This window comes from Flavobacterium sp. I-STPP5a, from assembly GCF_009764685.1.
Classification (GTDB): domain Bacteria; phylum Bacteroidota; class Bacteroidia; order Flavobacteriales; family Flavobacteriaceae; genus Flavobacterium.
The window spans coordinates 1-26,062 of record NZ_VHLM01000004.1 but is presented as its reverse complement, the minus strand read 5'-3'; the positions used below and the strand labels follow the sequence as shown (position 1 = coordinate 26,062).

Here is a 26,062-nt window from a genome sequence, read left to right as displayed (position 1 = left end):
CTTTTTCAAGTATATCGGCTTTAAATATTTGTTCTATGTTATTTAGAATCGGTATCCTAAGCTAATTCCGCTTCTTACACCACCCCATGGGCCACTCACACTAATCTTAGCGCCACGAGCATTAACTTCTGTTTTCATATCAGATAATGGAAGTTCAATGTTATCCAGTTCTTTTTTCAACTCTTGCTGTTCAAATGTTGTTAAGTTTCTATCAGTTATCCCTACAAAATCACCCTTAGAAGTACCATAATGAGGACCTACAATCCACCAATCAAGGATGATGTGTTTCCCTAAATTAAATTGTGCTCCAAGCTGTAATCCAAAAGAATTAGCGGTCAATTTTCCTCCCATTGAAAGATTTTGTTGTGTAAAACCTACAATATCACTACTGAAAGTAAAATTTACATTAGTAATATCATACCTTACATTTCTATAGAAAGGTGCTAAATAAAAACCTTTCCCGTATCCTTTTCCTAAATAAAATCTAACCTCAGGAGTAAAAGCTTTGTAACCCAGTTCTGCATTTTCAAAAATACCTTGAGTATCTTCACTATCTGCTGTTAAGTCATTTAATTGTGTTCTAAATGGTACAGCCGCTTTTGGAATAAAACTGTACCCTACAACAACACCAATATGCTTGGTTAAACTTCTTTCGTACTGGAATTGATAGTTCCCAAAAATTAAACTTGTTAAACTGATTTTGACGTTGTTCTTTTTTGGCGAAACTACATCATCATTAATAGTAATCGATTCTTGATTGTCAATTTCTCCAGGAGATTGTGCAACAGCAATACTAATGTTTAGCAGAAAAGCTGCTAGGATAAGTAATTTACATTTCATAATAAGTCTTTTAAATATTTGAATATTGATTTCAAAAATAAGAAAAATTATCCCATATAGCATTTTTCTTCAAATGGATTTCCGTCTTCATCTATTGCAATTAAAATCTTTTTCGCTTTTGATGATACTTGGGTAATGTAAATCCATGCGAAAGACCACAGTCCCAGAGTGGCACAAAATATGGCAAAATTATAGATGTGGTTTACCTTTTTTTTCTTTTTTAACAACACCGCGTAAGGGAGTTTATCATTGCGTTCTACAACTACAAATCCTTCTTTAGTTTTTCCTTTCAATAGGGTTGAAAATTTAACTAAGTTAGCGTCCGTGTTTTCTGCTTGTGAAGTAGTATTTACCATTTAAATGAGTGCTTGTGTACTATTATATAATTTTATAACGCACGACAAAATTACCACCTTAATCACTCAACAGCAATACCCACTTTTAGTGATATTTCAATTATTTTTGATCAAAATTCAAACGGAAAACAGCAAGAAAATTTAATTACAAGAAATAGACTAAAAACAATTTAAATAACGCCATTTACATCTATATTGCCTAACTATAAAATCTTAATTTTCCTAAGAACAACATTTATAGCTTCGTTAATCTCAATAGAGACAACAAATTTGTAATTAACATACACATATAAAATTGTAATCAAGATTGATTTCAATAAAATATTTATAATAGGATTAAAAGGAAATTCCCAAAAATAAAACATAAGGAATAACAAAAATGTAATTAATAACGAATGTAAAGTTTGCTTTGTAAAAGGATATAAATGCAATCGTTTGACAACAAAAAGCAACTTCGCCAAACTGTATATTGTAATCGATAATAAAGTAGCAAAAGCAGAACCCATAATACCATATATTGGGATGAAAATCATATTCAACCCTATGGTTAATGCTACTAAACCTACGCCCAAAAACAAAACTGTTCGGTAATATTTCGTATTAAAAATTATCGCATTATTATTCCCCAATATCAAATCAAAATATTTAGAAATCCCAATCATAAAAACCACCAAAATACCTCCGCTGTACTCCTTGGGAACCATGTCATACAATTGATTGATATTAACAAAAATACCCAACATAACCAAACCACCAACTACCTGAAGATTAATCGAAGTTTTCTTGTAAAGATCATTTAACTCTTCTTGCTTATTTTCGTGCATTAGTCGTGCAGTGATAGGATACACTATTTGATGCATCGCTCTACTTGGAACAGAAATTACTAACGCAATATAGGTTGCAACAGAATAAAAGGCAATATTCTCAATATGCATATATTGATTAAGAATCATTTTATCTCCATCCAAAAGTAAATTAGCAACACTACCTGACAATATAATATAAAAAGTATATGTTAATATTTCTTTCGTGTTTACGGGTATTGTAAACTGAAAAGTGGGTTTTTGTATGCTAAATGCATAGAACATGGTGACTAGAAATGCCAAAAAATACAATCCAGCTGTTGCGTAAACAAATCCTTCAACCGTGAGCCATTTGTAATAAACTCCTATCAGTAGAAATAACGAAAACAATCGCAAACCTACTTCTTTAATAAAATTACCAAAAACGGAGTGCATGTGAACTCTTGCCCAAGCATAAAAAATCTCGAAATACGCCATACACAACCCAATAAATGGTATCAACCAGATATAATTTTTGACTATTGCGTTCTTTTTGGACAAAAAGAATAAAATTTCATCGTAAAAGAAAAGCCCAATCAACAACATTGGAATTATTAATAATAAAGGAAATAAAACAGTAAAGGATAAAAAACGGCATTTTTCCTCTTCAGTTTTATATTGAGAATAAAATTTCACCAAGGTATTTTGCATCCCAATGGCAAATAAGGGCATAATAACATTTGCACAAGAAGTTACGTAATTAGTTAAACCATAAAAAGTTGCCCCAAGAAAAACAGGATACAAATAAATAGTGTTTATCCCACCAATTCCGAAACCTACATAGGTAATTATGGTATTCTTTAATGATTGATTTAATACGATTCCCATTATTTATTGATTGTAAAACACAAACAGGCTTTACTTTACTATATTTTGTTAAGCAATTGAACTAATTCTTTGGTAAGGTTTTTTCTAGAATAGCTTTGTAAACCAACTCCATTGGATTGCAACCTTCCTTCTAAAAATTGATTATAAAATTCCAAAATTACTCTTTTAAGTTTCATTTTCTCAGAATAATCAAAAAATACACCTGTGTTGGTATTGGTGATAATTTCAGCAAAATCAGAATCTTGAGGCCCAATTGCTATAATTGGCCTATTGGAAACCATATATTCAAAAAGTTTACCAGGGATAATGCTTTTAGTGTCTTCAGAGTTGATTTCGATTAGCAGCAAAACCTGTGACTTTCTTTGATGCGCAATAGCCTCAGCATGCGAAACATAACCTAAATTATTCACGTAGGAATGAAGTTCAAATTGAGAAATGGTATCTAAAACCTCCTGACTGACCGCTCCTATTAGTTTTATTTCTAAATTCAATTTAAAACTAGGGATTTCCTCTAGCAGTTCCAGCAGCACTTCCCATAACATCTTTGGATTTCTCTCAGAAAGAAAAGAACCAATGTGTGCCAGTGAGAATTTAGAATCCAATACTTGTTTTTCAACTTGCTCTGTATCATAACCATTAGTAATTACCGAAATTGGTTTATTTGTAATCGCTTGAAATTCCGTTTTAGTAGTTTTACTCGTTACAATAACCGTATCGGCTGTATTCAAAACCTGATGCTCCAAAGCTTTATGTTTCTTGGCGGCAAAACTTGATAACCGTAAGGATTTATGATAGCCTATTGTAGTCCACGGATCTCTAAAATCAGCAAACCATTTTAAATTTAGTTTTTGTTTTAATTCTAATCCAATAAGATGCAAACTGTGTGGCGGACCCGAAGTAATAATGGTATCAATATCATTTTCTAGAATGTATTTTTCTAAAAATGATACTGATGGTTTTACCCAAAAAACGCGGGCATCAGGAATAAAAAGATTCCCTCTAATCCAAAGTAAAGTTTTATCAAGAAAAGATTGCTTTTTTTGATTAGGAATAATCCCGGAATTCATTTTTTGAGTTTTATTCTTGGATAAAAAAGAGGCCAATTGATAAGGCTCAAAAATCCTATGCTTGATAATAATTACTTGATCAGACACCTCACTTACAAGATTTTGATCCACAATAGGATAGGTAGGATTCTCTGGAATATAAACAATAGGCTGAACGCCAAAATCTGGTAAATACTTTACAAACTTAAGCCAACGCTGCACTCCTGGTCCTCCCGCCGGTGGCCAATAATAGGTAATTATTAAAACTTTATTATTTTTCAATTTATTCCTGTTGAATTAAAATATTCCTGACAACTACTCCGAAAATATAAAACAACATTAATTAATCAACGTTCTTCGGGTTCTTCTTTTTTTCGTAATAAATTCCCCCAATCAGCAGTAACAATATTCCAACTGCACTTATCAGCGTAATCGTACTACCCGTTTTTACAACTTGAGGCTCAAACTTAAATTCGATTTTATGTTTTCCTGCAGGTATCGGCAATCCTCTTAAAAGATAATCAACTCTCAAATGATCTACTTTTTTATCGTCAATGTAAGCAATCCACCCATTACCATAATAAGCTTCAGAGAATACGGCGAAGCCTTCATTTTTATTGGTAGCAGTATACTTGATGTAATTTGGTTTATACGTAACTACAGATATTGTAGCCGCGCTATCTTTGGCGAAAGCCGTATTTTTTACTTGAAACTCCTTTGTATTAATGACAACCGTATTTTTAGAATCTAATTTATCCAAAGCTTTCATTTCGGCATCGGGAGAATTTACTTGTTTCACCTGACTAATAAACCATGCATTACCATTTGCATCGGGGTTCGCAACCGGAAATTCTTTACCTTCTTTATCTTTTTGTATCAAATACTTCACATTAAGCATATTAAGAACTTCGATATTATTTTTTACAATTTGATAATCCATTAATTGCTGCATCCTTCTTGGTCTCACAGCACTGTAACCACCAATAGATTTATGAAAATAAGAGGCTCTAGCACCCATAATATCTCCTACCTCAAATACTCTATAATTTGAAGTATCTTTTAAAATTTCTGCATCCGATGGAGATTCTTGGAAAGGAGCTTCTACTTGATATTTACTCACAAAATCTTTACCTGAAACATAATTTTTAGCAACAAAAAACAAGTCAGAAACCATCAATAAACCTACAATTACGATAGCAGTATTTTGAGCAAATCTCTCCTTTAAAGACAGCCATAAAACTCCAGCTACCAATATTATAAAGAAAGCAGAGCGAAGCAAATCTGCACTAAACAAGCTCATTCTATCTTCCTTCAAAGCGTTGACAAAGTCAGGACCATAGCTTTCTTGAAAATACGCATCGGTACCACCAGAAAAACTAAACATGCTTTTACTTAAAAACAAAATAAGAAGTATACCTAGAGAAAGAATTGTTGTTTCATACAAGGATTTCCACTGTGCTTTTTTATCTGATTTGAAATACGATTGCAATCCCATTATTGCAAGTACTGGAAAGCACATTTCTAAAACTACCTGATTAGAGGACACTGCTCTAAACTTATCATACAACGGAATATACTCAATAAAAAAATCAGTTACTAAAGGGAAATTTTTTCCCCAAGAAAGCAGTAAGGAAACAAATGCACCTGTTAAGAAAACGTATTTAATTTTTCTTTGGTCTAAAAACAAAGCCATTACTGCCAAAAAGAAAACTACAATTCCTATGTAAGCCGGTGCTGCCACGATGGGTTGATCTCCCCAATAAGTAGGCATTCCTGAGACAAAATCAGTTGCTTGATCCTCTGGAACTCCTTGTCCTATCATGAATTCAAACATGTGACTATCCTTGCCTACTTTTTCATTATTTGAACCTCCAAAAAGACGCGGTGCAATAAGGTTAAAGCTTTCCATTACACCATAACTATATTCGGTAATATAATCTTTAGACATAGATGAAGTAGTCTGGTTTTTAGTTCCATCAGGGTTAAAGGTAAGCTCACTTTTCCCTCTGATACTGAAATTAGTATATTCAGAAGTAGCCAACAAGTTCGTTGCATTGGCACCAAGCGCAAAAATACCAGCTACTGCTAAAGCTCCAAAAGAATATAGTAACGTCTTATATTCTTTATCCTTTATGTGTTTGTATATAAAATACCCAGAAAGTATTAAAAGGAAAATCAAGAGGTAATACGTCATTTGAAAGTGATTCGCATTGATCTCTAATGCTGTCGCAAAAAGTGTGATCAAACCACCCAACACGTATTTTTTTTGGAAAACCAAAATAAATCCAGCCACAACAAGTGGCATGTACCCAATTGCATGTGCTTTTGCATTATGCCCTACTCCCAAAATAACAATCAAATAAGTGGAAAATCCAAAAGCCAAGGCTCCGAAGAAGGCCTTTAGAGGATCTATTTTCAGCACTAATAATAATGCATAAAAACCTAAAAAGTAAAGAAATAAATAATCAGCAGGACGAGGTAAAAATCGCAATGTATCATCCAGAGCACCAATATAATCATGCGAATACTTGGCACCTAATTGATACGTAGGCATACCTCCAAAGGCTGAATTAGTCCAATACGGTTCTACATCATTTGCGGCTCTAAAATCGTTTTGCTCCTTGGCCATGCCTGTATATTGAACAATATCCGATTGGAAAATTTGTTTTCCTTGCAAAACTGGATAAAAGTAAATCAAGGAAACAAGGACAAAACCAAAAATGGCAAGAGCGTGTGGGTAAAACTTATTAATTATTTTCAATTTATATTGTATTGGATTTAATAAATGTATTGATGTGGTTCAAGCATAACGTTTTAATCTATTTCTTCATAGTCCACGTAATCCCCTACTTTTTTAGTTTCGCGAGGTTTTTTTACGTTCTCTGTGTTATAAATTATTTCATCTTGTTGTGGCTGTTGCTGCGTATTGTTCCAAGATTTTTGCTGATACTGCTGTTGCTGCATGTTTTGACCTGCTTTTTCTACTACCTTTTTTAAAATTAATGGCAAAAATAGTTTTGCTAAAAATTTGAATATGTAGTAAAATGCAATGATAAATAAAATTGTATTTAAAACACTTTTAAAAGAAGCTGTTTGCATAAAGGTAATTTTTTCCAAAAATAATAAATTCAGAACTATATTTGGGGACAAAATTAAGATATCATTCTTAATTAAATGATAAATTATAGTACTTTTGAAAAGCTATGTTAGACCAAAAACAAAAAAAACAATCATGCGAACATTTAAATCATTACTTGTAGCGGCTCTTTTTACAATTCCAAGTATTCAATATGCACAGTATACCGATGAAATAAACTCTAATAGACCCGGAGAAACCATGTCTGCATTTGCCGTGGGTAAATCAGTTATTCAGGTTGAAACAGGAGTTTACGGGATCAATCAAAAACACAATTTATTGGAGTATGAAGCAAATGGTTTTGGTATTGATGCCACATTGCGCTGGGGTTTGTTTCTGGAGCGTTTAGAGTTGATAGCTGACATTCAATATCAAAATGAAACGTATACCTCTTTATTCAGCAAAACGGCTATTGCTGATTTTAAACAACTTGTACTAGGAGCAAAATATTTAGTATATGACCCAAATAAAAATTATAAGAAAAAAGTAAACCTTTACAGCTGGAAAGCGAACCATTCATTTTACTGGCGACAGCTAATTCCTGCCGTATCTGGTTTTGTAGGTGTAAATTATTCGGCAGAGAATAATCCGTATGCATTTTCAAACAGAAACCCAACCGCAAGTAGATATCCAGCGCAATTCTCACCAAAAGCAATATTGATTACTCAAAACAATCTGGGTGACGGCAGATGGGTTTTAGTTTCAAATTTCACAGCAGATTATATTGGTACAGATTTCCCTAGCTATGGTTATGCCGTTACACTTACACGTGGTTTTAACAACAAATGGTCTGGTTTTGTAGAAAATCAAGGCATAAAAAGCGACTTATATGCAGATGCCATTGTGAGAGGTGGAGCAGCTTATTTACTCAACAAAAATATGCAAGTAGACGCATCAATAGGTACTAGTTTAAAAGAGACTCCTTCGGCTTTATTTGGCGGAATCGGTTTTGCATGGCGATATGATGGCAAATACAAAGAAGTTCGCATTGATGTAAAACCTGATAAAAAAGACGCTAAAGCTAAGAAAGTAGCCAAAAAAATTAAAAAAGGATAATAAAAACATTCTAAAACACAACATGATTACAATACACGAAGCCGTATCAAAAAAAGAATTAACAGCGTTTATTAAATTTCCTTTTTCCCTTTACAAAAACAATCCTTACTGGGTTCCACCGCTTATTGCGGATGAGCTCGAAACATTTGACAAAACAAAGAATCCAGCTTTTGAAAATGCGGAAGCCTATTTTTATGTTGCCAAAAAAAACAATGAAATCGTTGGCCGAATTACAGCAATCATAAATTGGAGCGAAGTAAAAAACCAACAGAAATTAAAAGTTCGTTTTGGCTGGTTTGATGTAATTGATGACATTGAGGTGACAAAAGCTCTGTTAGAAAAAGTTTACGAACTAGGCAAAAAAAACAATCTAGATCATGCAGAGGGACCTATGGGATTTTCAAATCTTGACAAAGTTGGGGTTATGACTGAGGGTTTTAATGAAATTAGCACCATGATCACGTGGTACAACCATCCTTATTACGCAAACCATTTTAGAGAACTAGGCTTTAAAGTTGAGAAAGAATATTTAGAAAGTAAATTCCCTTTTGAAAATGTAAAACTTGAGTTTTTTGAAAAGGCAAATGATTTGGTTAAAAAAAGATATCAATTGAGTCCGTTGAACTTTAAAACCACAAAAGAGGTAATGCCGCACGTGGATAAAATGTTTGATTTATTCAATAAATCCTACGCTTCCCTATCCTCTTTTGTAGCTATTTCTGATACACAAAAAGAGTATTTCAAGAAAAAATACATTAGCTTCATCAATCCTGAATTTATAAAGTTTGTAGAAGACAAAGATCATAACATTGTCGCTTTTAGTATCGTAATGCCTGATTTTGCTGAGGCTTTACAAAAATCCAAAGGGAAGTTGTTTCCGTTTGGGTTCTTGCACATGCTCAAGGCTAGAAAACAAAGTAAAAATGTGATTTTTTACCTTATTGGTGTACTACCCGAATACCAAAACAAAGCTGTAACCGCAATTTTATTCAAGGAATGTTATGAGACTTTTAAAGAAAAAGGGATTCTAAACTGTTTTAGAACTCCTGAACTTGCAGATAATGTTGCCATTCAAAATCTGTGGAAACATTTTGACCCTCAAGTACACAAAAAGCGTTGTACTTTTAGAGCTGAATTGTAAACATTAACCCATAAAAAAACCATCTGTTTAAAAGTATGAACTGCCCCCAAATAATTAGACATTATCTGGGGGTATTTTTATGGAAAGAAAAGTCAGTTACAATTATGAATTTAAACTTCGCTGTGTAAATGAAGTTTTAAAAAATCGTCAATCACTAAGTGTCATCGCTAAAGAGAATGATGTAAGCATAACTAGCCTTAAAGATTGGATTAGGTGGCATCTTAAATTTGGAAACGAAGGTCTTTTGCCTGTCCAAAAAAACGCAAGTTATAGTATACGTTTTAAGTTAAAAGTTCTACATAGTATTGAAAGTAAGTCATTATCTTTGAATCAAGCCTGTTTAACATTTAATATTCCCACAAGTTCGATAATAAGACGTTGGCAAAGGGAATATGCAAAAGAAGGTTCGGTAGGTTTACAACCTAAATCCAAAGGAAGACCAGCATCTATGAATTTTAAGAGAAAACAACGAAAAACAGACAAACCATTAACCAGAGAAGAAGAACTTTTAAAGGAACTAGAATATTTGCGAGCAGAGAACGAAATTTTAAAAAAGTTCAATGCCTTAATTCAAGCCGAACAAGCCAATCAAAACAAAAGGCTCAAACCATAATGGAATTAAGGCATAAATATGATTTAGAGGTTCTTCTCAATTGTATGAAAATGGTTAGAAGTAGTTATTATTACCATGAAAAAAGAAGTCAATTAATCGACAAATACAAAGACATTAAAGAATTGATTAAGCAGATTTACAACTACCATAAAGGTCGATTGGGATATCGCCGTATTACTTTGGCAATCAAACAAAAAGGAATTGTAATTAATCACAAAACGGTATTGCGATTAATGAAGGTTCTAGGATTAAAAAGTTTAATACGATTAAAAAAATATAAATCATATAAGGGAGAACAAGGGAAGATAGCTCCTAATATATTACAGCGAAATTTTAAGGCAACAGCACCCAACCAAAAGTGGGCAACCGATATAACGGAGTTTAATGTCTCAGGCAATAAATTGTATCTCTCGCCTATTATTGATTTATTTAACGGAGAAATAATAAGTTATGAATTATCGGAAAGACCCAATTTTAATCAAATAAGCAATATGCTTAAAAAGTCTTTTAAATGTATACCTAATAATTCTAATCTAATATTGCACTCAGACCAAGGCTGGCAGTATCAAATGAAACAATATCAAATGCTTTTGAAAGAAAAAGGATTAATACAAAGTATGTCTCGAAAAGGGAACTGTTTAGATAATGCAATTATTGAAAACTTCTTTGGAATATTAAAATCAGAACTGTTTTATATTATGAAATTCAAAGACATCAATCATTTGAAAAACGAAATTAAAGAGTATATCAAATATTACAATAATGAAAGAATAAAACTGAATTTAAAGGGAATGAGCCCGACACAATATCGGGCTCATTATTATCAAAATTAATTATAAATTTGTCTAAACTTTTGGGTGCAGTCTAGTAACAGATGGTTTTTATAATTTTAGAATAAGATTTTAAGCGTCTAAATCAACAGTAGTTCTACTTGCAATCTCTTTATAAGTACCATTTTCTAGTTTTTCACGAATAGCTTCAAATGCTGTCAATGTTTCATTAACATCATCAATAGTATGTGTAGTTGTAGGTATCATACGCAATAAAATAATTCCTTTTGGAATTACAGGATAGATTACAATACTTAAAAAGATACCATAATTTTCTCTTAGGTCATTTACCATCACCATTGCTTCTGGCACACTTCCTTCAAGATAAACTGGAGTAACACAAGTATTAGTATCACCAATGTTAAAGTTTCTCTCTTTTAATCCGTTTTGTAATGCGTTTACGTTTTCCCAAAGTTTATCTTTCAATCCTGGGTTGTTACGCAACAATTCCAATCTTTTTAAAGAACCAATAGTTTGAATCATTGGCAATGCTTTGGCAAACATTTGAGAACGTAAATTGTATTTTAAATAATCAATAACGTCTTTATCAGCTGCCACAAAAGCACCAATATTAGCCATAGATTTTGCAAATGTAGAGAAGTATACATCAATACCATCTTGACAACCTTGCTCCTCACCTGCTCCAGCTCCTGTTTTACCTAAGGTTCCAAAACCGTGTGCATCATCAACTAGCAAACGGAAATTGTACTTTTCTTTTAAAGCAACAATTTCTTTCAATTTACCTTGTTGTCCTCGCATACCAAAAACACCTTCGGTAATAAACAAAATCCCACCACCTGTTTCAGTAGCCATTTTTGTAGCACGTTGCAGGTTTTTCTCCATACTTTCAAGATCATTGTGCTTGTAAGTATATCTTTTTCCACTGTGCAAACGTACTCCATCTATAATACATGCATGTGCATCTACGTCATATACAATTATGTCATTACGCGTTACTAATGCATCAATAGTGGACATAATTCCTTGGTATCCAAAATTCAACAAGTAAGCTGATTCTTTCATAACAAAAGAGGCTAACTCATTCTCTAACTGCTCATGATATTTAGTGTGACCACTCATCATTCTAGCTCCCATAGGATATGCTGCTCCATACTGTGCAGCGGCATCTGTATCAGCCTGACGAACTTCAGGATGATTGGCTAGACCTAAATAGTCATTCAAACTCCAATTCAAAATATTTTTACCTCCAAACTGCATTCTTGGTCCCAACTCACCTTCTAATTTTGGAAAAACAAAATACCCTTCAGCTTGTGAAGCCCATTTCCCTAAAGGACCTTTATTGTTTTGAATTCTTTCGAATAAATCTTTTACCATAATATGTAAAGTAATAATTTTAATTTTAAGAAGTTGCAAAAATAATTATTTAAATTTTATAAAGGACTTGAAAGTAAATTTATTTTTCAAGCAATCTAATCCTACGTAAATTAAGATATTTCAAACGCCAAAATTCAAACATAATGATACTAAAATTCTAAGAATCCCTTTTTATAGTGCATTTTTGAACAAATCAAATACTAAACATTCCAACCATAACACAATAAACTTTGTATATTTGACTTACTAAAATAAATTTAAATTTATGTCTAACAATACAAAGGAATTAAAACTAGCAGTACTTATTGATGCTGACAACGTTCCCTACAGTAATGTAAAAGGAATGATGGAAGAGATTGCTAAGTTTGGCACGCCTACTACAAAACGCATCTATGCCGATTGGACAAAACCAAATGCTAGCGGTTGGAAAAGTGTATTATTAGAACATGCCATTACTCCTATACAACAATACAGTTATACGGTAGGCAAAAATTCCTCAGATTCAGCCATGATTATTGATGCCATGGATTTACTCTATTCTGATAAAGTAGATGGCTTTTGTATTGTATCCAGCGACTCTGATTTTACAAGACTTGCCATTCGATTGCGAGAATCCGGAATGAAGGTCATAGGAATTGGCGAACAAAAAACACCTAATTCATTTATTGTAGCCTGTGACCGATTTGTATACATTGAAGTCTTGGACGGAGCAATCAAAAAGAAAGAACCAAAAAGAACAGCAACTGATCCTAAAAAACCATCTCCTAAAAGCTTAAATAAAGTAGACCTGCAAACTATAGAATTAATTGAATCTACCATTGAAGATATTGGTGATGATAGCGGATGGGCGTTTCTAGGTGATGTTGGAAATTTAATTGTAAAAAAGAAACCCGAGTTTGATCCAAGGAATTATGGTTTTTCAAAACTAACTCCGATGTTGAAATCCTTAACAGATATTCTTGAAATAGATGAGCGCGACTCAGATAAAAAAGGAATCAAACACGTTTATGTAAGATTGCGATTTAGTTGAAATTAAAAACCGCATCTTCAAATGCGGGTACAACAAATTCCTAACTTATTTAAACAATATACAATCAAATCATAAAAATAAAAAAAATATTAAACTTAAAACCTAAATAATATCAAAGTTCTATTTTCTTTGAAATATACACAAAGCATCAAAAATAGCTAGGAAAATAAGATATTTGCCAGAATACTTATCTGTACCGAATTATCTGATTTGTATTTCCCAGAAAATTTAAATCGAGTTTCTAATTAAAAAAGTATATTTAAAATTCTCAACTAAAATCATGAAAATAGTTTTTGCATCCAATAACAAAAATAAGATCATAGAACTTCAAAGCATGCTTCCAGATAGCGTATCGATATTGAGCCTTGAAACTATAGGTTGCCATGAAGAAATTCCAGAAACAGCACTTACAATAGAAGGAAATGCTATTTTAAAAGCAAACTATGTAACTCAAAAATACGGCTACGACTGTTTCGCAGATGATACAGGTCTTGAGGTACTAGCGCTTGATGGAGCGCCCGGAGTGTACAGCGCCAGATATGCCGGTGAACAGCGTAATCCTGAAGACAATATGGATCTATTGCTAAAAAATTTAGCAGATAAACAAACTAGAGCCGCACAATTTAAAACCGTAATTGCTTTAAATATAAACGGTGAACAACATTTATTTACTGGCATTGCCAAAGGAGAAATTACGCTAGAAAAAATTGGTAATCAAGGATTTGGTTACGATCCCATATTCCAACCAGAGGGATATATCGAAACTTTTGCTCAACTACCTTTAGAACTAAAAAATGAAATAAGCCATCGAGGTAAGGCAACAAAACAACTACTAGCGCATCTCAACAAAAAAAGTTAAGCAAAAACAATGAAATTTTACTTAAAAAATATAGTTGCTAAGCTATAATTTTTGTATCAAAAACAACCCCAAATTAAACATATAATCATAACTTTCTGATAATCAAATTATAATAAATCATTAAATCTTGAAATAGCATTAGTTTATATGAATAATTTAGAGTAATTTTGCACCCTATTTTAAAAATACATATGAATAAATTTGAACAATTAGGATTGAGTGAATCGTTACTGAAGGCGGTTTTAGATCTAGGATTTGAAAATCCGAGCGAAGTACAGGAGAAAGCGATTCCCCTATTATTGGAAAAAGATACAGATATGGTGGCGTTGGCTCAGACAGGGACAGGGAAAACGGCAGCTTTTGGTTTTCCAGTTATCCAAAAAATTGATGCTAACAACAGAAACACACAAGCATTAATTTTATCTCCAACACGCGAGTTGTGTTTGCAGATTACCAACGAACTTAAAAACTACTCTAAATACGAAAAAGGTATTAATGTGGTAGCCGTTTACGGAGGAGCTAGCATCACAGAACAAGCAAGAGACATAAAGAGAGGGGCACAAATTATTGTAGCAACTCCAGGAAGAATGCAAGATATGATTAATAGAGGTCTAGTAAACATTACTGGAATTAACTATTGTATTCTTGACGAAGCTGACGAAATGTTGAACATGGGTTTCTACGAAGATATCGTAAACATCCTTTCAACTACACCAGACGATAAAAACACATGGTTGTTTTCTGCAACAATGCCTGCTGAAGTAGCTCGTATTGGAAAACAATTCATGACTGATCCTATTGAAATTACTGTTGGAGCTAAAAACTCAGGTTCTGCTACCGTTTCTCACGAATTTTACCTTGTAAATGCACGTGACCGTTACGAAGCTTTGAAACGTTTGGCAGATTCTAACCCAGATATTTTCTCTGTAGTTTTTTGTCGTACCAAAAGAGATACACAAGCTGTAGCCGAAAAATTAATTGAAGACGGATACAGTGCTGCTGCATTACACGGTGATTTATCACAAGCACAACGTGATGGAGTTATGAAATCTTTCCGTGGTCGTCAAATACAAATGCTGGTTGCTACTGATGTAGCTGCTCGTGGTATTGACGTAGACAACATTACTCACGTAGTAAACTACCAATTACCTGACGAAATTGAAACATACAACCACCGTTCTGGTCGTACTGGTCGTGCAGGTCGTTTAGGAACATCGATTGTAATTGTTACTAAAAGCGAATTGCGTAAAATTTCATCTATTGAAAGAATCATCAAGCAAAAATTTGCAGAAAAATCAATTCCATCTGGAATAGAAATTTGCGAGATTCAATTACTACACCTAGCTAACAAAATTAAAGATACTGAGGTTGATCACGAAATTGATACTTACCTTCCTGCAATTAATAGTGTACTTGAAGGCTTAACAAAAGAAGAGTTAATCAAGAAAATGGTATCGGTAGAATTCAACCGTTTTATCAATTACTACAAGAAAAACAGAGATATTTCAACTCAATCAGGTGAAAGACGCGAAAGAAGTGATGATAGAGATGGTGCTCCAAGAGAAAACAATAATGGCGGAGCAACTCGTTATTTTGTAAACATTGGTTCTAGAGACAACTTTGATTGGATGTCACTTAAAGATTACTTGAAAGAGACATTAGACTTAGGTCGTGATGACGTTTTCAAAGTAGACGTAAAAGAAGGATTCTCTTTCTTTAATACTGATCCTGAGCATACTGATAAAGTAATGGAAATATTGAATAACGTTCAATTAGAAGGACGTAGAATCAATGTTGAGATTTCTAAAAATGACGGTGGCGGAAGACGTGACCACAACGGAAGAAGTTCTGGTGGAGGTTTTGGCGGCGGAAGAAGTTCAGCTCCTAGAAGAGAAGGAAGTTTTGCTCCAAGAAGAGAAGGTTCTGGCGGATTTAGAAGCGATAGAAGTTCAGCACCAAGAGAAGGTGGATTTAGAAGTGACAGAGGAGCAGCTCCAAGAAGAGAAGGTGGTTTTTCATCTGATCGACCTAGAACTGAAGGATCATCTGATAGAGTACCTAGACGTTCTGAAAGCTTTGGTGATGCACCAAGACCAAGAAGACCAAGAAGAGACTAAAGTTTAGTTAATATTCTTATAATTATACTGGAACTACAAAATATTTAATCTTGATTTATTACTTTTAAAGTCTTAAATTAAAGTATGAAATATTTTGTAGTTTTTTTATTTACTGTATTCTCAATTACAGCTCAAGCTCAAGTCAAAGAACCTTCTCAAAAAGTAGATGGAATTATTCTTAGCAATACAACTAAACAACCTTTATCAAGTGTAAATATCATCAACATCAACAAAGTGCGTGGTGCCACAACTGATGAAAGCGGACATTTTGAGATTGATGTTCAAGTTAATGATACATTGCACATAACGAGTTTAGGTTTCCAATCTTTGCGTGTGCGCGTCACAAATGACTGGATCAAAAACCGAAGTACAAAAATTCAACTTACAGAGAAAGCCATTGCGCTAGAAGAGGTTATCATAAGACCTTTTAATTTGACGGGGTATCTTGAGGTAGATACCAAAATAATTCCCGTAAAAGAAAATTACCGTTATAGCATTTCTGGTCTTACCCAAGGTTATGAAGCTGGTCAGTACTCTCCAAATGCTTTTGGAAAAGTTTTGGGTTCCATATTCAATCCAGCTGATATGCTCTATAATTTTTTTGGTAAAAATCCAAAAGAGCTGAAGAAGTTAAAAGAAATGAAAAAGGATGACACGGTACGAAAATTATTAGAATCAAAATATGATAGAGAAACTATTGCTGTACTTTTAGGCATTGACAAAGATGAAATTCCTGAAATTTTACAACGTTGTAATTACTCGGACTCCTTTATTAAAACGGCTAATGATCTACAAATAATGGATGCTATTAGTGGCTGTTATGAAGAATATAAGATCTTGAAGAAAAAATAAATTTCAACATTTCTTAGGTAAAAACAATCAATCCTCAATTCAAAAAAATTGGGGATTTTTTAATTAAATAGGTAATAAATCAAAATAATACATACATTTACTAAATTGAACATTAACCACTAAATATATTATCATGGCAAAAAGTCAGGATGCGAAAAAGACTGCGAAAAAAGAGCCTTTAAAAACCGCTAAAGAAAAGAAAGAAGAAAAAAGAGAAAAGAAAAATGCTCCTAAAAGAGATTAATACTCAGTTTACAGTCTCAGTTTGCAGTTCTTTGAAACTGAATACTGAGACTGTTCCTGATTACTAAGATTATTTAACTGGAATATTTGCTAAAATTTCTACAAAAAATTTCCAGAATTTTTGTGATGATGAAATACTAGCTCTCTCATCAGGTGAATGTGCACCATGAATTGTTGGACCAAAAGAAATCATATCCATCTCAGGATAATTTGTTCCTAAAATACCGCATTCAAGTCCTGCATGACAGGCAACCACTCTTGGTTTTTCACCGTTTTGCTTTTCATAAAGAGGAACTAAAACATCTAAAATTTCCGATTTAGAATTTGGAGTCCATCCAGGATAAGAACCTGAAAATTCAACTTCACAACCCATTAATTCAAATGCAGAACGCAACCCATTTGCCAAATCAAATTTTGAAGTCTCTACAGAAGATCGTGTTAAACATTGAACCGAAAGTTGCCCATCACCTAAAACTACCTTTGCTATATTATTTGACGTTTCAACTAGATTTTCAAAATCAGCACTCATGCTGTACACTCCATTATGAGCAGTATACATAGCTCTCACAAAATAAAACTGAGCAATTGAAGGCATAACCTTAGCAGGTGTTGTTTCTAATTTTTCAAAAACAACTTCTAGATTAGGCTCTGTAGTTTTTAGTTCGGTTTTTATTTCGTTTACAATTTGCTGCATGTCAAACACAAACGCTTCGTCATACACCTCGGCAATGATTACTTTCGCTACACTTTCTCTTGGAATTGCATTGCGTAAACTTCCTCCTTTTATTTCGGAGATTTGCAACCCAAAATTATCAAAACCATCAAACAATAAACGGTTCATTATTTTATTGGCATTGCCCAAACCTTTATGAATATCCATACCAGAATGTCCTCCTTGCAAGCCTTTCACGGTAATGGTATACCCCACAGAACCTTCAGGAGTTTCCTCTTCATCATATTCTGCAGTAGCTGTAACATCTATTCCACCAGCACAACCAATATCAATTTCATCATCTTCTTCAGTATCTAAATTCAGTAAGATTTGTCCCTGTAAAACACCACCTTTTAGGTTAAGAGCTCCAGTCATTCCTGTTTCTTCATCTATAGTAAACAAGGCCTCAATAGCTGGATGAGGAATATCTTTACTTTCTAAAACAGCCATGATAGCAGCAACTCCCAAACCGTTGTCAGCACCTAAAGTAGTACCTTGAGCACGAACCCAGTCACCATCAACATACATGTCTATTCCTTGTGTATCAAAATCAAAAACAGTTTCTCCATTTTTTTGATGCACCATATCTAAATGTCCTTGAAGCACAATTGCTTTACGGTTTTCCATCCCTGGAGTAGCCGGTTTTCTTATGATTACATTTCGAATTTCATCTTCAAAAGTTTCAAGTCCCAGGCTTTCGCCAAAATTTTTCATGAAAGCAATCACACGATCCTCTTTTTTAGAAGGCCTTGGCACTGCATTTAAATCCGCAAACTTATTCCAAAGTGCTTTTGGCTCTAGATTTCTTATTTCTTGACTCATATTGGTAATTGATGTTTTAATTTTACAATACAAAGTTACAAAGTTTAAATTCCAATAGGCACTAATTAATATTGTAATTATATTTACAACTCAAATTTTTTATCTTGAAAACAAAATATTTTCTCCCGAGTTTTTTCCTCATCCAAATTATATTGCTCCAAATTGCCCCTTTCTATCCTGAACAAATAGAGCGTTGGTACAGCAATGGCATGTATCCTGTATTATCTCAGTTCTTGCGCACAATTTTAGGAAGGATTCCTTTTTCAATTGGTGATTGTCTTTATTTTATTTTGATTCTTTGCGTTTTGAGATGGTTTTGGAACAACCGAAAAACTTATAGATCCCAGTGGAAAAATACACTTTTAAGAATCCTGAGTTTTACATCTGTACTTTACTTTTTGTTTCATGTGCTCTGGGCACTCAACTACTACCGTGAACCGCTTTTTGAAAAAATGAAAATTAAAAAAGAATACACGGATACCGATTTACTTGTTTTTACAAAAATGATTATTTCAAAAACTAATACCCTTCAATATGCCATAACCACTAATAAAGGTTTAAAAGTTTCCATTCCGTACACACAAGAACAAATTTTTAAAAAGAGCTTGAACGGTTATAATGCCATTGCAAAAAAGCATTCTTTTTTTAAATTCAACACACTTAGCACCAAAAAATCATTATTTAGTCTACCCTTGACCTACATGGGATTTGGAGGTTATTTAAATCCTTTTACAAATGAGGCTCAGGTAAATGATCTCGTACCGCTTTATGGTTTTCCTATGACTGTAAATCACGAAATGGCACACCAAATGGGTTATGCTAGTGAAAGTGAATGTAATTTCATTGGATTCCTAGCTTGTGTTGAAAATGAAGACAAGTACATCCAATATTCTGGCTACAGTATGGCTTTACGCTATTGTCTAGGAAATTGGCAAGCACGTAATGAAGGTATCTACAAACAATTAATAAAAACCATACATCCCGGTGTTTTAAAAAACTACAAAGAAAGCGAAGAGTTCTGGAAGCAATACGACACCTTTATTGACAAAGGTTTTCATGCTTTCTATGACCAATTCTTGAAGATCAATCAACAAAAAGACGGCATGGAAAGCTATAGTAAGTTTGTGAATTTAATGGTGAATTACAGTAAAACACATACGCTATAAAATTCGAGAGAAACTACTAATATTATAGAATAGACTCCTACTCTATCATTCATTTATCTAATACTGCATAACCAACAAAAAAGGCTATCCATATATAACTTGGATAGCCTTTTTTGATTTTTATTGTTTTAAAAAGAATTATTGCATAGATACAATAATAAACTCACTTCTTCTATTGGCTTGGTGTTGTGCCTCTGTACAGTTTGATTTGTTCGTTGGCTCACATCCACAATCGTTTACAAGTTGTGATTCTCCGTATCCTTTGGCGGTTAATCTATTTGCAGCTATTCCGTTTTTGATCAACCAGGCTTTCGTTGATTTAGCTCTTCTATCAGATAGTGCTTGGTTGTATGCTGCGGTTTGTCTGCAATCGGTGTGGGATCTAATATCGATGGTCATCTTTGGATATTGTTGCATCACTGCTAATACTTTTTCAAGCTCAAATGCCGCATCTTTTCGAATAAATGACTTGTCTAAATCAAAATAAAGTATTGGAATATCCAAGGTCTTAGCTAAGTCTGTACCTACTTCAATAGCTTTTTTTCTTGGCTCTAGGGCCAATGGACCTTGTGTTGCTCCAGATACTTTTGCTATTACAATCTTGTTCTCTTTGGTTTCGTAATCTTGTTTTTCTCCACGTAAGTAATACGTTTTCTCACATTCTACCTCAAAGCTGTAGGCCCCTGATAATGGCGTGGTGATTTCTTTAATCAAATTAAAATTCGCGTCAAACAAACTTACCTTGGCATTGGCCAAAACTAAACCTGTATCTTGATCCTTAATTACTCCTTGAAGTGCTTGCTTACAAACAGGAACAGGAAATTTATTGAATCTATAAATGTCATCAGATCCTAATCCACCCGCTCTATTAGAGGTTACAAATCCTTTTTTATCCTCTGCATCAATCACAAATGAAAAATCATCTTGGGTACTGTTTATAGGTGTTCCTAAGTTTTTTATAGTACTACCGGGAGTTTTTGAGGACAAATCCATCACAAACACATCTAACCCGCCTAGTCCTGGATGGCCATCACTAGCAAAGTACATTTTATTGTCTGCTGAGATATACGGAAAGGTTTCTCTTGACTCTGTGTTGATAGGTAATCCTAAGTTCTCTGGTGTCCCGTAGGCGCCATTAGCATTGATGCTTACTTTAAAAAGATCTGATAAGCCCTTGGTACCTGGCATGTCTGATGCAAAATACAAGGTTTTCTCGTCTACACTCAAAGCTGGATGCGCTACACTGTACTCATTACTGTTAAAAGGTAGCTCTTGTACATTGACCCATTTTCCGTCTTGGTTTGTGGCTTTGTAGAGTTTTAATAATATAACTCGTCTGCTGTCTTTTTGCTTTTTCCCGTTGAGGTAATTATTACGCGTGAAATACATGGTTTGACCATCTTTGGTAAAAACAGGTGTAGACTCATGAAACCTACTGTTGATGTTTTTATTAAACACCTCTGGTTTACCCACACTACCATCTGTACTTATCTGGGAGCTGTACAAGTTAGTGAAAGATTCATTGTTCCACTTGAACACTTTTTTAGCTACTCCGCCTGTATCGCGCGCCGAAGCAAAAAGTAAGGTGTTGTTGTAGTAAGCGCTTCCATAATCTGAGTACGGGGAGTTGATTCCGGCATCAAATATTTCATATTTTCCTGAATTTTCCTTGATGTCTTTTAAGTAATCACGCTGACTAGCAAAGAGTTTTCCACGCTGGTCTGCGGCTGATTTTGCTATGAATTGCTCTAACATCTTATCGGCCTTAGCATAATTCCCTACGGCTTTTAATGATTGGGAATACCTGTAATAGTACTCTGGCTCTTGAGTGGCGTTCATCTCAAAAAGTGCAGAATACCATTTCTCTGCCTTGATCAAATCGGCAATGAAAAAATAGGAGTCTCCTAGTTTTTGAAACATTTTCTCGTCTTTATACCCTTTCTCTGCCACCTTCTCATAAGTAGCTATAGCATCAACGTAAGAATAATTATCGAAGTTTTTATCTGCGGTTGCCACTCCTTTTTTTTGTGTATACCCCATTACTGTTGATACTAAAAAAACCACACAGCATCCGAAATGTTTGGCGCTTAATTTCATAACGTTATATTAAATTAAAAGAATCTAGGTGATGTAATTTTATTATAGGTTTTGAATATTTCGTAACGAAGAAATACTTCATGTGATCCTGAATTGTAATTCGCAAGTCGTGTAGTTTCCATATCGTATCCATACCCAATAAACCACGAATCAGACACCTGAAATCCTACCATACCACTCAATGCAGCACTCCAGCGGTAGGCGGCCCCTAGTGTAAACTTGTCATTGATTAAAAAGTTAGCTGATAAATCTACTTGTAATGGTGCACCTTGAACCATCTTAGTCATCATGGCGGGTTTGAACTTTAAATTATAATCTAAATCAAATACGTGACCTGCTGTTAAGTAGAAGTTTACGCGTTCCCTGGCTATGTAAGAACTAGCTCCTACCCCTGCGTACTTATCAAAATGCTTTGTCTCAAGTAAATTTGGCACGGAAAGTCCGATATAGCTTTTATCAGAATACAAATAAAGACCTATTCCAATATTAGGTGAAAACTTGTTGTCTATATTATTTTCAAAACTATAGTCATTAGGATCGTATTGATTCAATTCATCAAAATTGATATTCAAAAGATTTGCTGATGCTTTCAATCCAAAAGAGAGCTTAAAGGCTTCTGAAGTATTGATATAGTATGAGAAATCAACAGATAGATTGTTCTCATCTGAAGGCCCTATCCTATCATTTATTATAGATACCCCTAGACCTAGTTTGGTGTCTTTGATTGGAGTATTAATCGAGGCCGTATTGGTTACAGGAGCACCTTGTAGCCCAACCCACTGGGTACGGTGCAAGGCAAAAATGTTCATGGACTGACGCGAACCTGCATAGGCTGGATTTATATTGATAGAATTGTACATGTACTGTGTAAACTGAGCATCTTGCTGGGCATTTACTATACCCGAAAGTAAGAGTACGAATATTACTAATTTTGTCTTCATATTGCTTCCATTTTTAAACTTATGAGCTTTACTTTTTTATTATCTGTTGATGTATAGGTATCCTGCTTTTTCGAAACTGTTGGCAGCGCTGTCCTTATACCTCAAGATGTAATAATACGTTCCCTCTGGTAACTCTTCAGATTCTTTGAATGTTACTCTTCCTTCTGAAACTCCTCTAAAGGCTCTATCGTCATTGTTGTAGGCTGTTCTTTCAAATACTAAAACTCCCCAACGGTTGTAGATCTCTACCTTGTTGTCACTATAACACTCAAGTCCTCTGATGCGGAAAACCTTATTATCTCCGCTTCCATTTGGTGCTACTGCATTAAACACTTCGATCACGCATCCTTGAATAGCAAGTACAGTTGGTCTATCACTTAAAGCACTAGAATCATCTGATAAATCACTTACTACTAATCCTAGAGGGGTAACTCCTGTTGCGGTTGCTTGGTTGGTTACGCTTCCTAAATTGATGTCGGATTGTTTCAAGCGATACACTCCTTGATAGGCTGTATTGTTTGTCGCTCCTACTGGCAATAAAGATATGCTATTACCCGATAGTATCAAACCTGGTAAAACATCGGTAACCGTTACATTGTTTAATGGCGTGTTTCCTGTATTGCTTACCGCAAAACTGTAGGTAATGGTCTCTCCTGCTTGTGCAAAACCATCTCCATTTTCGTCATTGAATACGGCTGTTTTAACAATGGCAATCATTGGCGTTTCTGCAATAACAACTGTAACTGTGGCTGTGGTACAATTCAACGGATTAGAGCCCGTTTCACATACTTGATACGTAATGGTATACGTTCCTGCTATTGTATTTGGCGCTACGGTTAAGTTTCCATTAGCATCTATACTCAATGGACCACTTGTTACTGGCGTCACATCGGTATTGGCAGCTGTAACCGGCACTCCGTTAATGGTATCATTTGCTAGAACATTTCCTCCCGTGGCTGGTAGTGTATCATTATTGGCTACAATAACATTGTTTACCACCACCGTTGCGGTAGCTGTGGTGCAATTTGCTGGTGTTGCACCTACTTCACAGATTTGATACGTTATCGTATATGTGCCACTTGGGGTATTTGGTGCTACTGTTAAATTACCATTTGTATCTATACTCAATGGTCCATTTGTTACTGGAGTTACATCAGTATTAGCTGTAGTTACCGGTACTCCGTTTAACGTATCGTTACCTGTTACATTTCCTCCAGTAGATGGGAATGTATTGTTATTGGCTAAAATTGGGTTTGCTACAACTACTGTTGCAGTAGCTCGTGAACAATTTGATGGTGTTGCTCCTACTTCACAGATTTCATATACTACTGTGTATGTTCCTGATGGTGTGTTAGGAGCTACTGTCAAGTTTCCATTAGCATCTATACTCAATGGACCACTTGTTACTGGTGTTACATCGGTATTAGATGGTGTGGCTGGTACGCCATTAACAGTATCATTTAATGTTACATTACCGCCTGTTGGTGGAAATGTAATGTTATTGGCAACAATGATATTGTTTACTACAACCGTTACTGTAGCTGTGGTACAGTTTGCAGGTGTCATTCCTGTTTGACAAATTTCATAAACGATAATGTAGGTACCACTTGGTGTATTTGGCGCCAATGTTACATTTCCAGAAGCATCTATACTTAATGGACCATTATTTACTGGTGTCACAACAATATTTGTCATGGTTGCCGGTGCTCCATTTACACTATCATTTCCTAACACATTCCCTCCTGCTCCAGTAAAAGTATCATTACTAGCAATTAATGGATTTACATAATTAACAGTAACCGTAGCTGTGGTACAATTTACTGGTACCGCTCCTGCTTCACAAATTTCATACGTGATGGTGTACGTACCATTTGGTGTATTTGGCGCTACTGTTAAATTTCCATCGGCATCAATACTCAATGGTCCATTTGTTACTGGTGTTACATCAGTATTAGCTGTAGTTACCGGTACTCCATTTAAAGTATCGTTTGCTGTAACATTTCCTCCTGCAGATGGAATTGTATCATCGTTAGCTACGATTGGGTTGTATACTACAACCGTTATAATAGCTGTAGTACAATTCGATGGGCTTACATTAACTCCTGTGGTCGTATCTGACTCACAGATGGTATAAGTAACCGTGTAAGGTCCCGTTGGGGTATTCGCTGCAATAGTTACATTTCCGTTTGCATCTACTAAAATTGGTCCTGTAGTGATTGGCGTAACATTCGTATTTGTTGTAGTTACGGCAACTCCATTTAAGGTGTCGTTTCCTAATACACTTCCTGCCGCTACTGGTGTAGTACCCGAAGCTAATGGTGCTGCTGGTGTTCCTAAGGTATCGTTTCCTGCAATGATTTGACCCACTACGTTTACGGTTACCGTAGCTGTAGTACAATTCGATGGGCTTACATTAACTCCTGTTGTCGTATCTGATTCACAGATGGTATAGGTAACCGTGTAAGGTCCCGTTGGGGTATTCGCTGCAATAGTTACATTTCCATTTGCATCTACTAAAATTGGTCCTGTAGTGATTGGCGTAACATTCGTGTTTGTTGTGGTTACGGCAACTCCATTTAAGGTGTCGTTTCCTAATACACTTCCTGCTGCTACTGGTGTAGTCCCTGAAGCTAATGGTGCTGCTGGTGTGCCTAAAGTATCGTTTCCTGCTATGATTTGACCCACTACGTTTACGGTTACCGTAGCTGTAGTACAATTCGATGGGCTTACATTAACTCCTGTGGTCGTATCTGACTCACAGATGGTATAGGTAACCGTGTAAGCTCCCGTTGGGGTATTCGCTGCAATGGTTACATTTCCGTTTGCATCTACTAAAATTGCTCCTGTAGTGATTGGCGTAACATTCGTGTTTGTCGTGGTTACGGCAACTCCATTTAAGGTATCGTTTCCTAAAACACTTCCTGCTGCTACTGCTATAGTACCTGAAGCTAATGGTGCTGCTGGTGTGCCTAAAGTATCGTTTGCGGCAATGATTTGACCCACTACGTTTACCGTTAGCGTAGCTGTAGTACAATTCGATGGGCTTACATTAACTCCTGTGGTCGTATCTGATTCACAGATGGTATAGGTAACCGTGTAAGCTCCCGTTGGGGTATTCGCTGCAATGGTTACATTTCCGTTTGCATCTACTAAAATTGCTCCTGTAGTGATTGGCGTAACATTCGTGTTTGTCGTGGTTA

20 protein-coding genes are annotated in these 26,062 nt (G+C 34.8%); 9 read left to right on the top strand and 11 right to left on the bottom strand.

What is annotated here, in order from left to right; all coding sequences use genetic code 11:
* Positions 1-42: 42 nt before the first annotated feature.
* From FJV36_RS00385 to FJV36_RS00360, 6 genes are all read right to left on the bottom strand, one after another.
* Positions 43-840 carry a DUF3575 domain-containing protein gene (locus tag FJV36_RS00385; RefSeq protein ID WP_158729023.1) on the bottom strand — a complete coding sequence of 266 codons (798 nt, stop codon included), beginning with the start codon at positions 838-840 and terminating at the stop codon, positions 43-45.
* Between the two features lie 47 nt (positions 841-887).
* Positions 888-1,196: a hypothetical protein gene (locus FJV36_RS00380; protein ID WP_199250899.1), complete on the bottom strand. Its 309-nt coding sequence runs from the start codon at positions 1,194-1,196 to the stop codon at positions 888-890.
* 203 nt (positions 1,197-1,399) lie between these two features.
* Positions 1,400-2,866, bottom strand: coding sequence for an oligosaccharide flippase family protein (locus tag FJV36_RS00375; protein WP_158729022.1), 1,467 nt, complete (start codon positions 2,864-2,866; stop codon positions 1,400-1,402).
* Between the two features lie 38 nt (positions 2,867-2,904).
* Entirely contained in the window at positions 2,905-4,194 is a 1,290-nt protein-coding gene (locus tag FJV36_RS00370) for a glycosyltransferase family 4 protein (RefSeq protein ID WP_158729021.1), read from the bottom strand.
* Between the two features lie 61 nt (positions 4,195-4,255).
* Complete coding sequence (locus FJV36_RS00365) at positions 4,256-6,673, bottom strand: YfhO family protein (protein ID WP_158980758.1); 2,418 nt, start codon at positions 6,671-6,673, stop codon at positions 4,256-4,258.
* 53 nt (positions 6,674-6,726) lie between these two features.
* Positions 6,727-7,011 carry a DUF4834 family protein gene (locus FJV36_RS00360; protein ID WP_158729019.1) on the bottom strand — a complete coding sequence of 95 codons (285 nt, stop codon included), beginning with the start codon at positions 7,009-7,011 and terminating at the stop codon, positions 6,727-6,729.
* 133 nt (positions 7,012-7,144) lie between these two features.
* Between FJV36_RS00360 and FJV36_RS00355 the strand changes: the two genes are divergently transcribed.
* The 4 genes from FJV36_RS00355 to FJV36_RS00345 all read left to right on the top strand — a co-directional run bounded on the left by FJV36_RS00355 (position 7,145) and on the right by FJV36_RS00345 (position 10,691).
* Positions 7,145-8,104 (top strand): transporter, encoded by a 960-nt coding sequence (locus tag FJV36_RS00355; RefSeq protein WP_158729018.1) that lies wholly within the window; start codon positions 7,145-7,147, stop codon positions 8,102-8,104.
* 22 nt (positions 8,105-8,126) lie between these two features.
* Positions 8,127-9,245 carry a GTP cyclohydrolase gene (locus tag FJV36_RS00350; RefSeq protein WP_158980756.1) on the top strand — a complete coding sequence of 373 codons (1,119 nt, stop codon included), beginning with the start codon at positions 8,127-8,129 and terminating at the stop codon, positions 9,243-9,245.
* Positions 9,246-9,324: 79 nt separating this feature from the next.
* Positions 9,325-9,858, top strand: coding sequence for a transposase (locus FJV36_RS16605; protein WP_370515716.1), 534 nt, complete (start codon positions 9,325-9,327; stop codon positions 9,856-9,858).
* On the top strand, positions 9,768-10,691 hold the full coding sequence (locus FJV36_RS00345; protein ID WP_370515717.1) for an IS3 family transposase: 924 nt from the start codon (positions 9,768-9,770) through the stop codon (positions 10,689-10,691). The genes FJV36_RS16605 and FJV36_RS00345 overlap by 91 nt, the downstream gene beginning before the upstream one ends.
* A gap of 69 nt (positions 10,692-10,760) precedes the next feature.
* Here the strand turns inward: FJV36_RS00345 and FJV36_RS00340 are convergent, their stop codons facing one another.
* Positions 10,761-12,023, bottom strand: coding sequence for a pyridoxal phosphate-dependent aminotransferase family protein (locus FJV36_RS00340; protein WP_158980764.1), 1,263 nt, complete (start codon positions 12,021-12,023; stop codon positions 10,761-10,763).
* Between the two features lie 265 nt (positions 12,024-12,288).
* Between FJV36_RS00340 and FJV36_RS00335 the strand changes: the two genes are divergently transcribed.
* The 4 genes from FJV36_RS00335 to FJV36_RS00320 all read left to right on the top strand — a co-directional run bounded on the left by FJV36_RS00335 (position 12,289) and on the right by FJV36_RS00320 (position 16,881).
* Positions 12,289-13,053, top strand: a complete 765-nt coding sequence (locus FJV36_RS00335) for an NYN domain-containing protein (RefSeq protein ID WP_086454205.1) — start codon at positions 12,289-12,291, stop codon at positions 13,051-13,053.
* 280 nt (positions 13,054-13,333) lie between these two features.
* Positions 13,334-13,912: a non-canonical purine NTP diphosphatase gene (locus FJV36_RS00330; protein ID WP_158980752.1), complete on the top strand. Its 579-nt coding sequence runs from the start codon at positions 13,334-13,336 to the stop codon at positions 13,910-13,912.
* Positions 13,913-14,103: 191 nt separating this feature from the next.
* Positions 14,104-16,029, top strand: a complete 1,926-nt coding sequence (locus FJV36_RS00325; protein ID WP_158729014.1) for a DEAD/DEAH box helicase — start codon at positions 14,104-14,106, stop codon at positions 16,027-16,029.
* 84 nt (positions 16,030-16,113) lie between these two features.
* A complete protein-coding gene (locus FJV36_RS00320; RefSeq protein ID WP_158729013.1) occupies positions 16,114-16,881 on the top strand; it encodes a carboxypeptidase-like regulatory domain-containing protein in 768 nt (255 codons plus the stop codon).
* A gap of 313 nt (positions 16,882-17,194) precedes the next feature.
* On the opposite strand, the gene FJV36_RS00310 is transcribed toward FJV36_RS00320, so the two are convergent.
* Positions 17,195-18,658 carry an aminoacyl-histidine dipeptidase gene (locus tag FJV36_RS00310; protein WP_158729012.1) on the bottom strand — a complete coding sequence of 488 codons (1,464 nt, stop codon included), beginning with the start codon at positions 18,656-18,658 and terminating at the stop codon, positions 17,195-17,197.
* Positions 18,659-18,867: 209 nt separating this feature from the next.
* Here FJV36_RS00310 and FJV36_RS00305 point away from each other — a divergent pair, with 209 nt between their 5' ends.
* The gene (locus FJV36_RS00305; protein WP_370514387.1) at positions 18,868-19,824 is read left to right on the top strand and encodes a DUF3810 domain-containing protein; all 957 of its coding nucleotides are present in this window, start codon (positions 18,868-18,870) and stop codon (positions 19,822-19,824) included.
* A 138-nt stretch (positions 19,825-19,962) separates the two neighbouring features.
* Here FJV36_RS00305 and FJV36_RS00300 read toward each other — a convergent pair whose 3' ends face one another.
* The 3 genes from FJV36_RS00300 to FJV36_RS00290 form a co-directional block, all read right to left on the bottom strand.
* The gene (locus tag FJV36_RS00300) at positions 19,963-21,921 is read right to left on the bottom strand and encodes an OmpA family protein (RefSeq protein WP_199250898.1); all 1,959 of its coding nucleotides are present in this window, start codon (positions 21,919-21,921) and stop codon (positions 19,963-19,965) included.
* A gap of 14 nt (positions 21,922-21,935) precedes the next feature.
* Positions 21,936-22,862 carry a type IX secretion system membrane protein PorP/SprF gene (locus FJV36_RS00295; protein WP_158729010.1) on the bottom strand — a complete coding sequence of 309 codons (927 nt, stop codon included), beginning with the start codon at positions 22,860-22,862 and terminating at the stop codon, positions 21,936-21,938.
* Positions 22,863-22,901: 39 nt separating this feature from the next.
* Positions 22,902-26,062 (bottom strand): Ig-like domain-containing protein (locus FJV36_RS00290; RefSeq protein WP_158980750.1); only part of this gene is annotated, 3,161 nt, incomplete at its 5' end.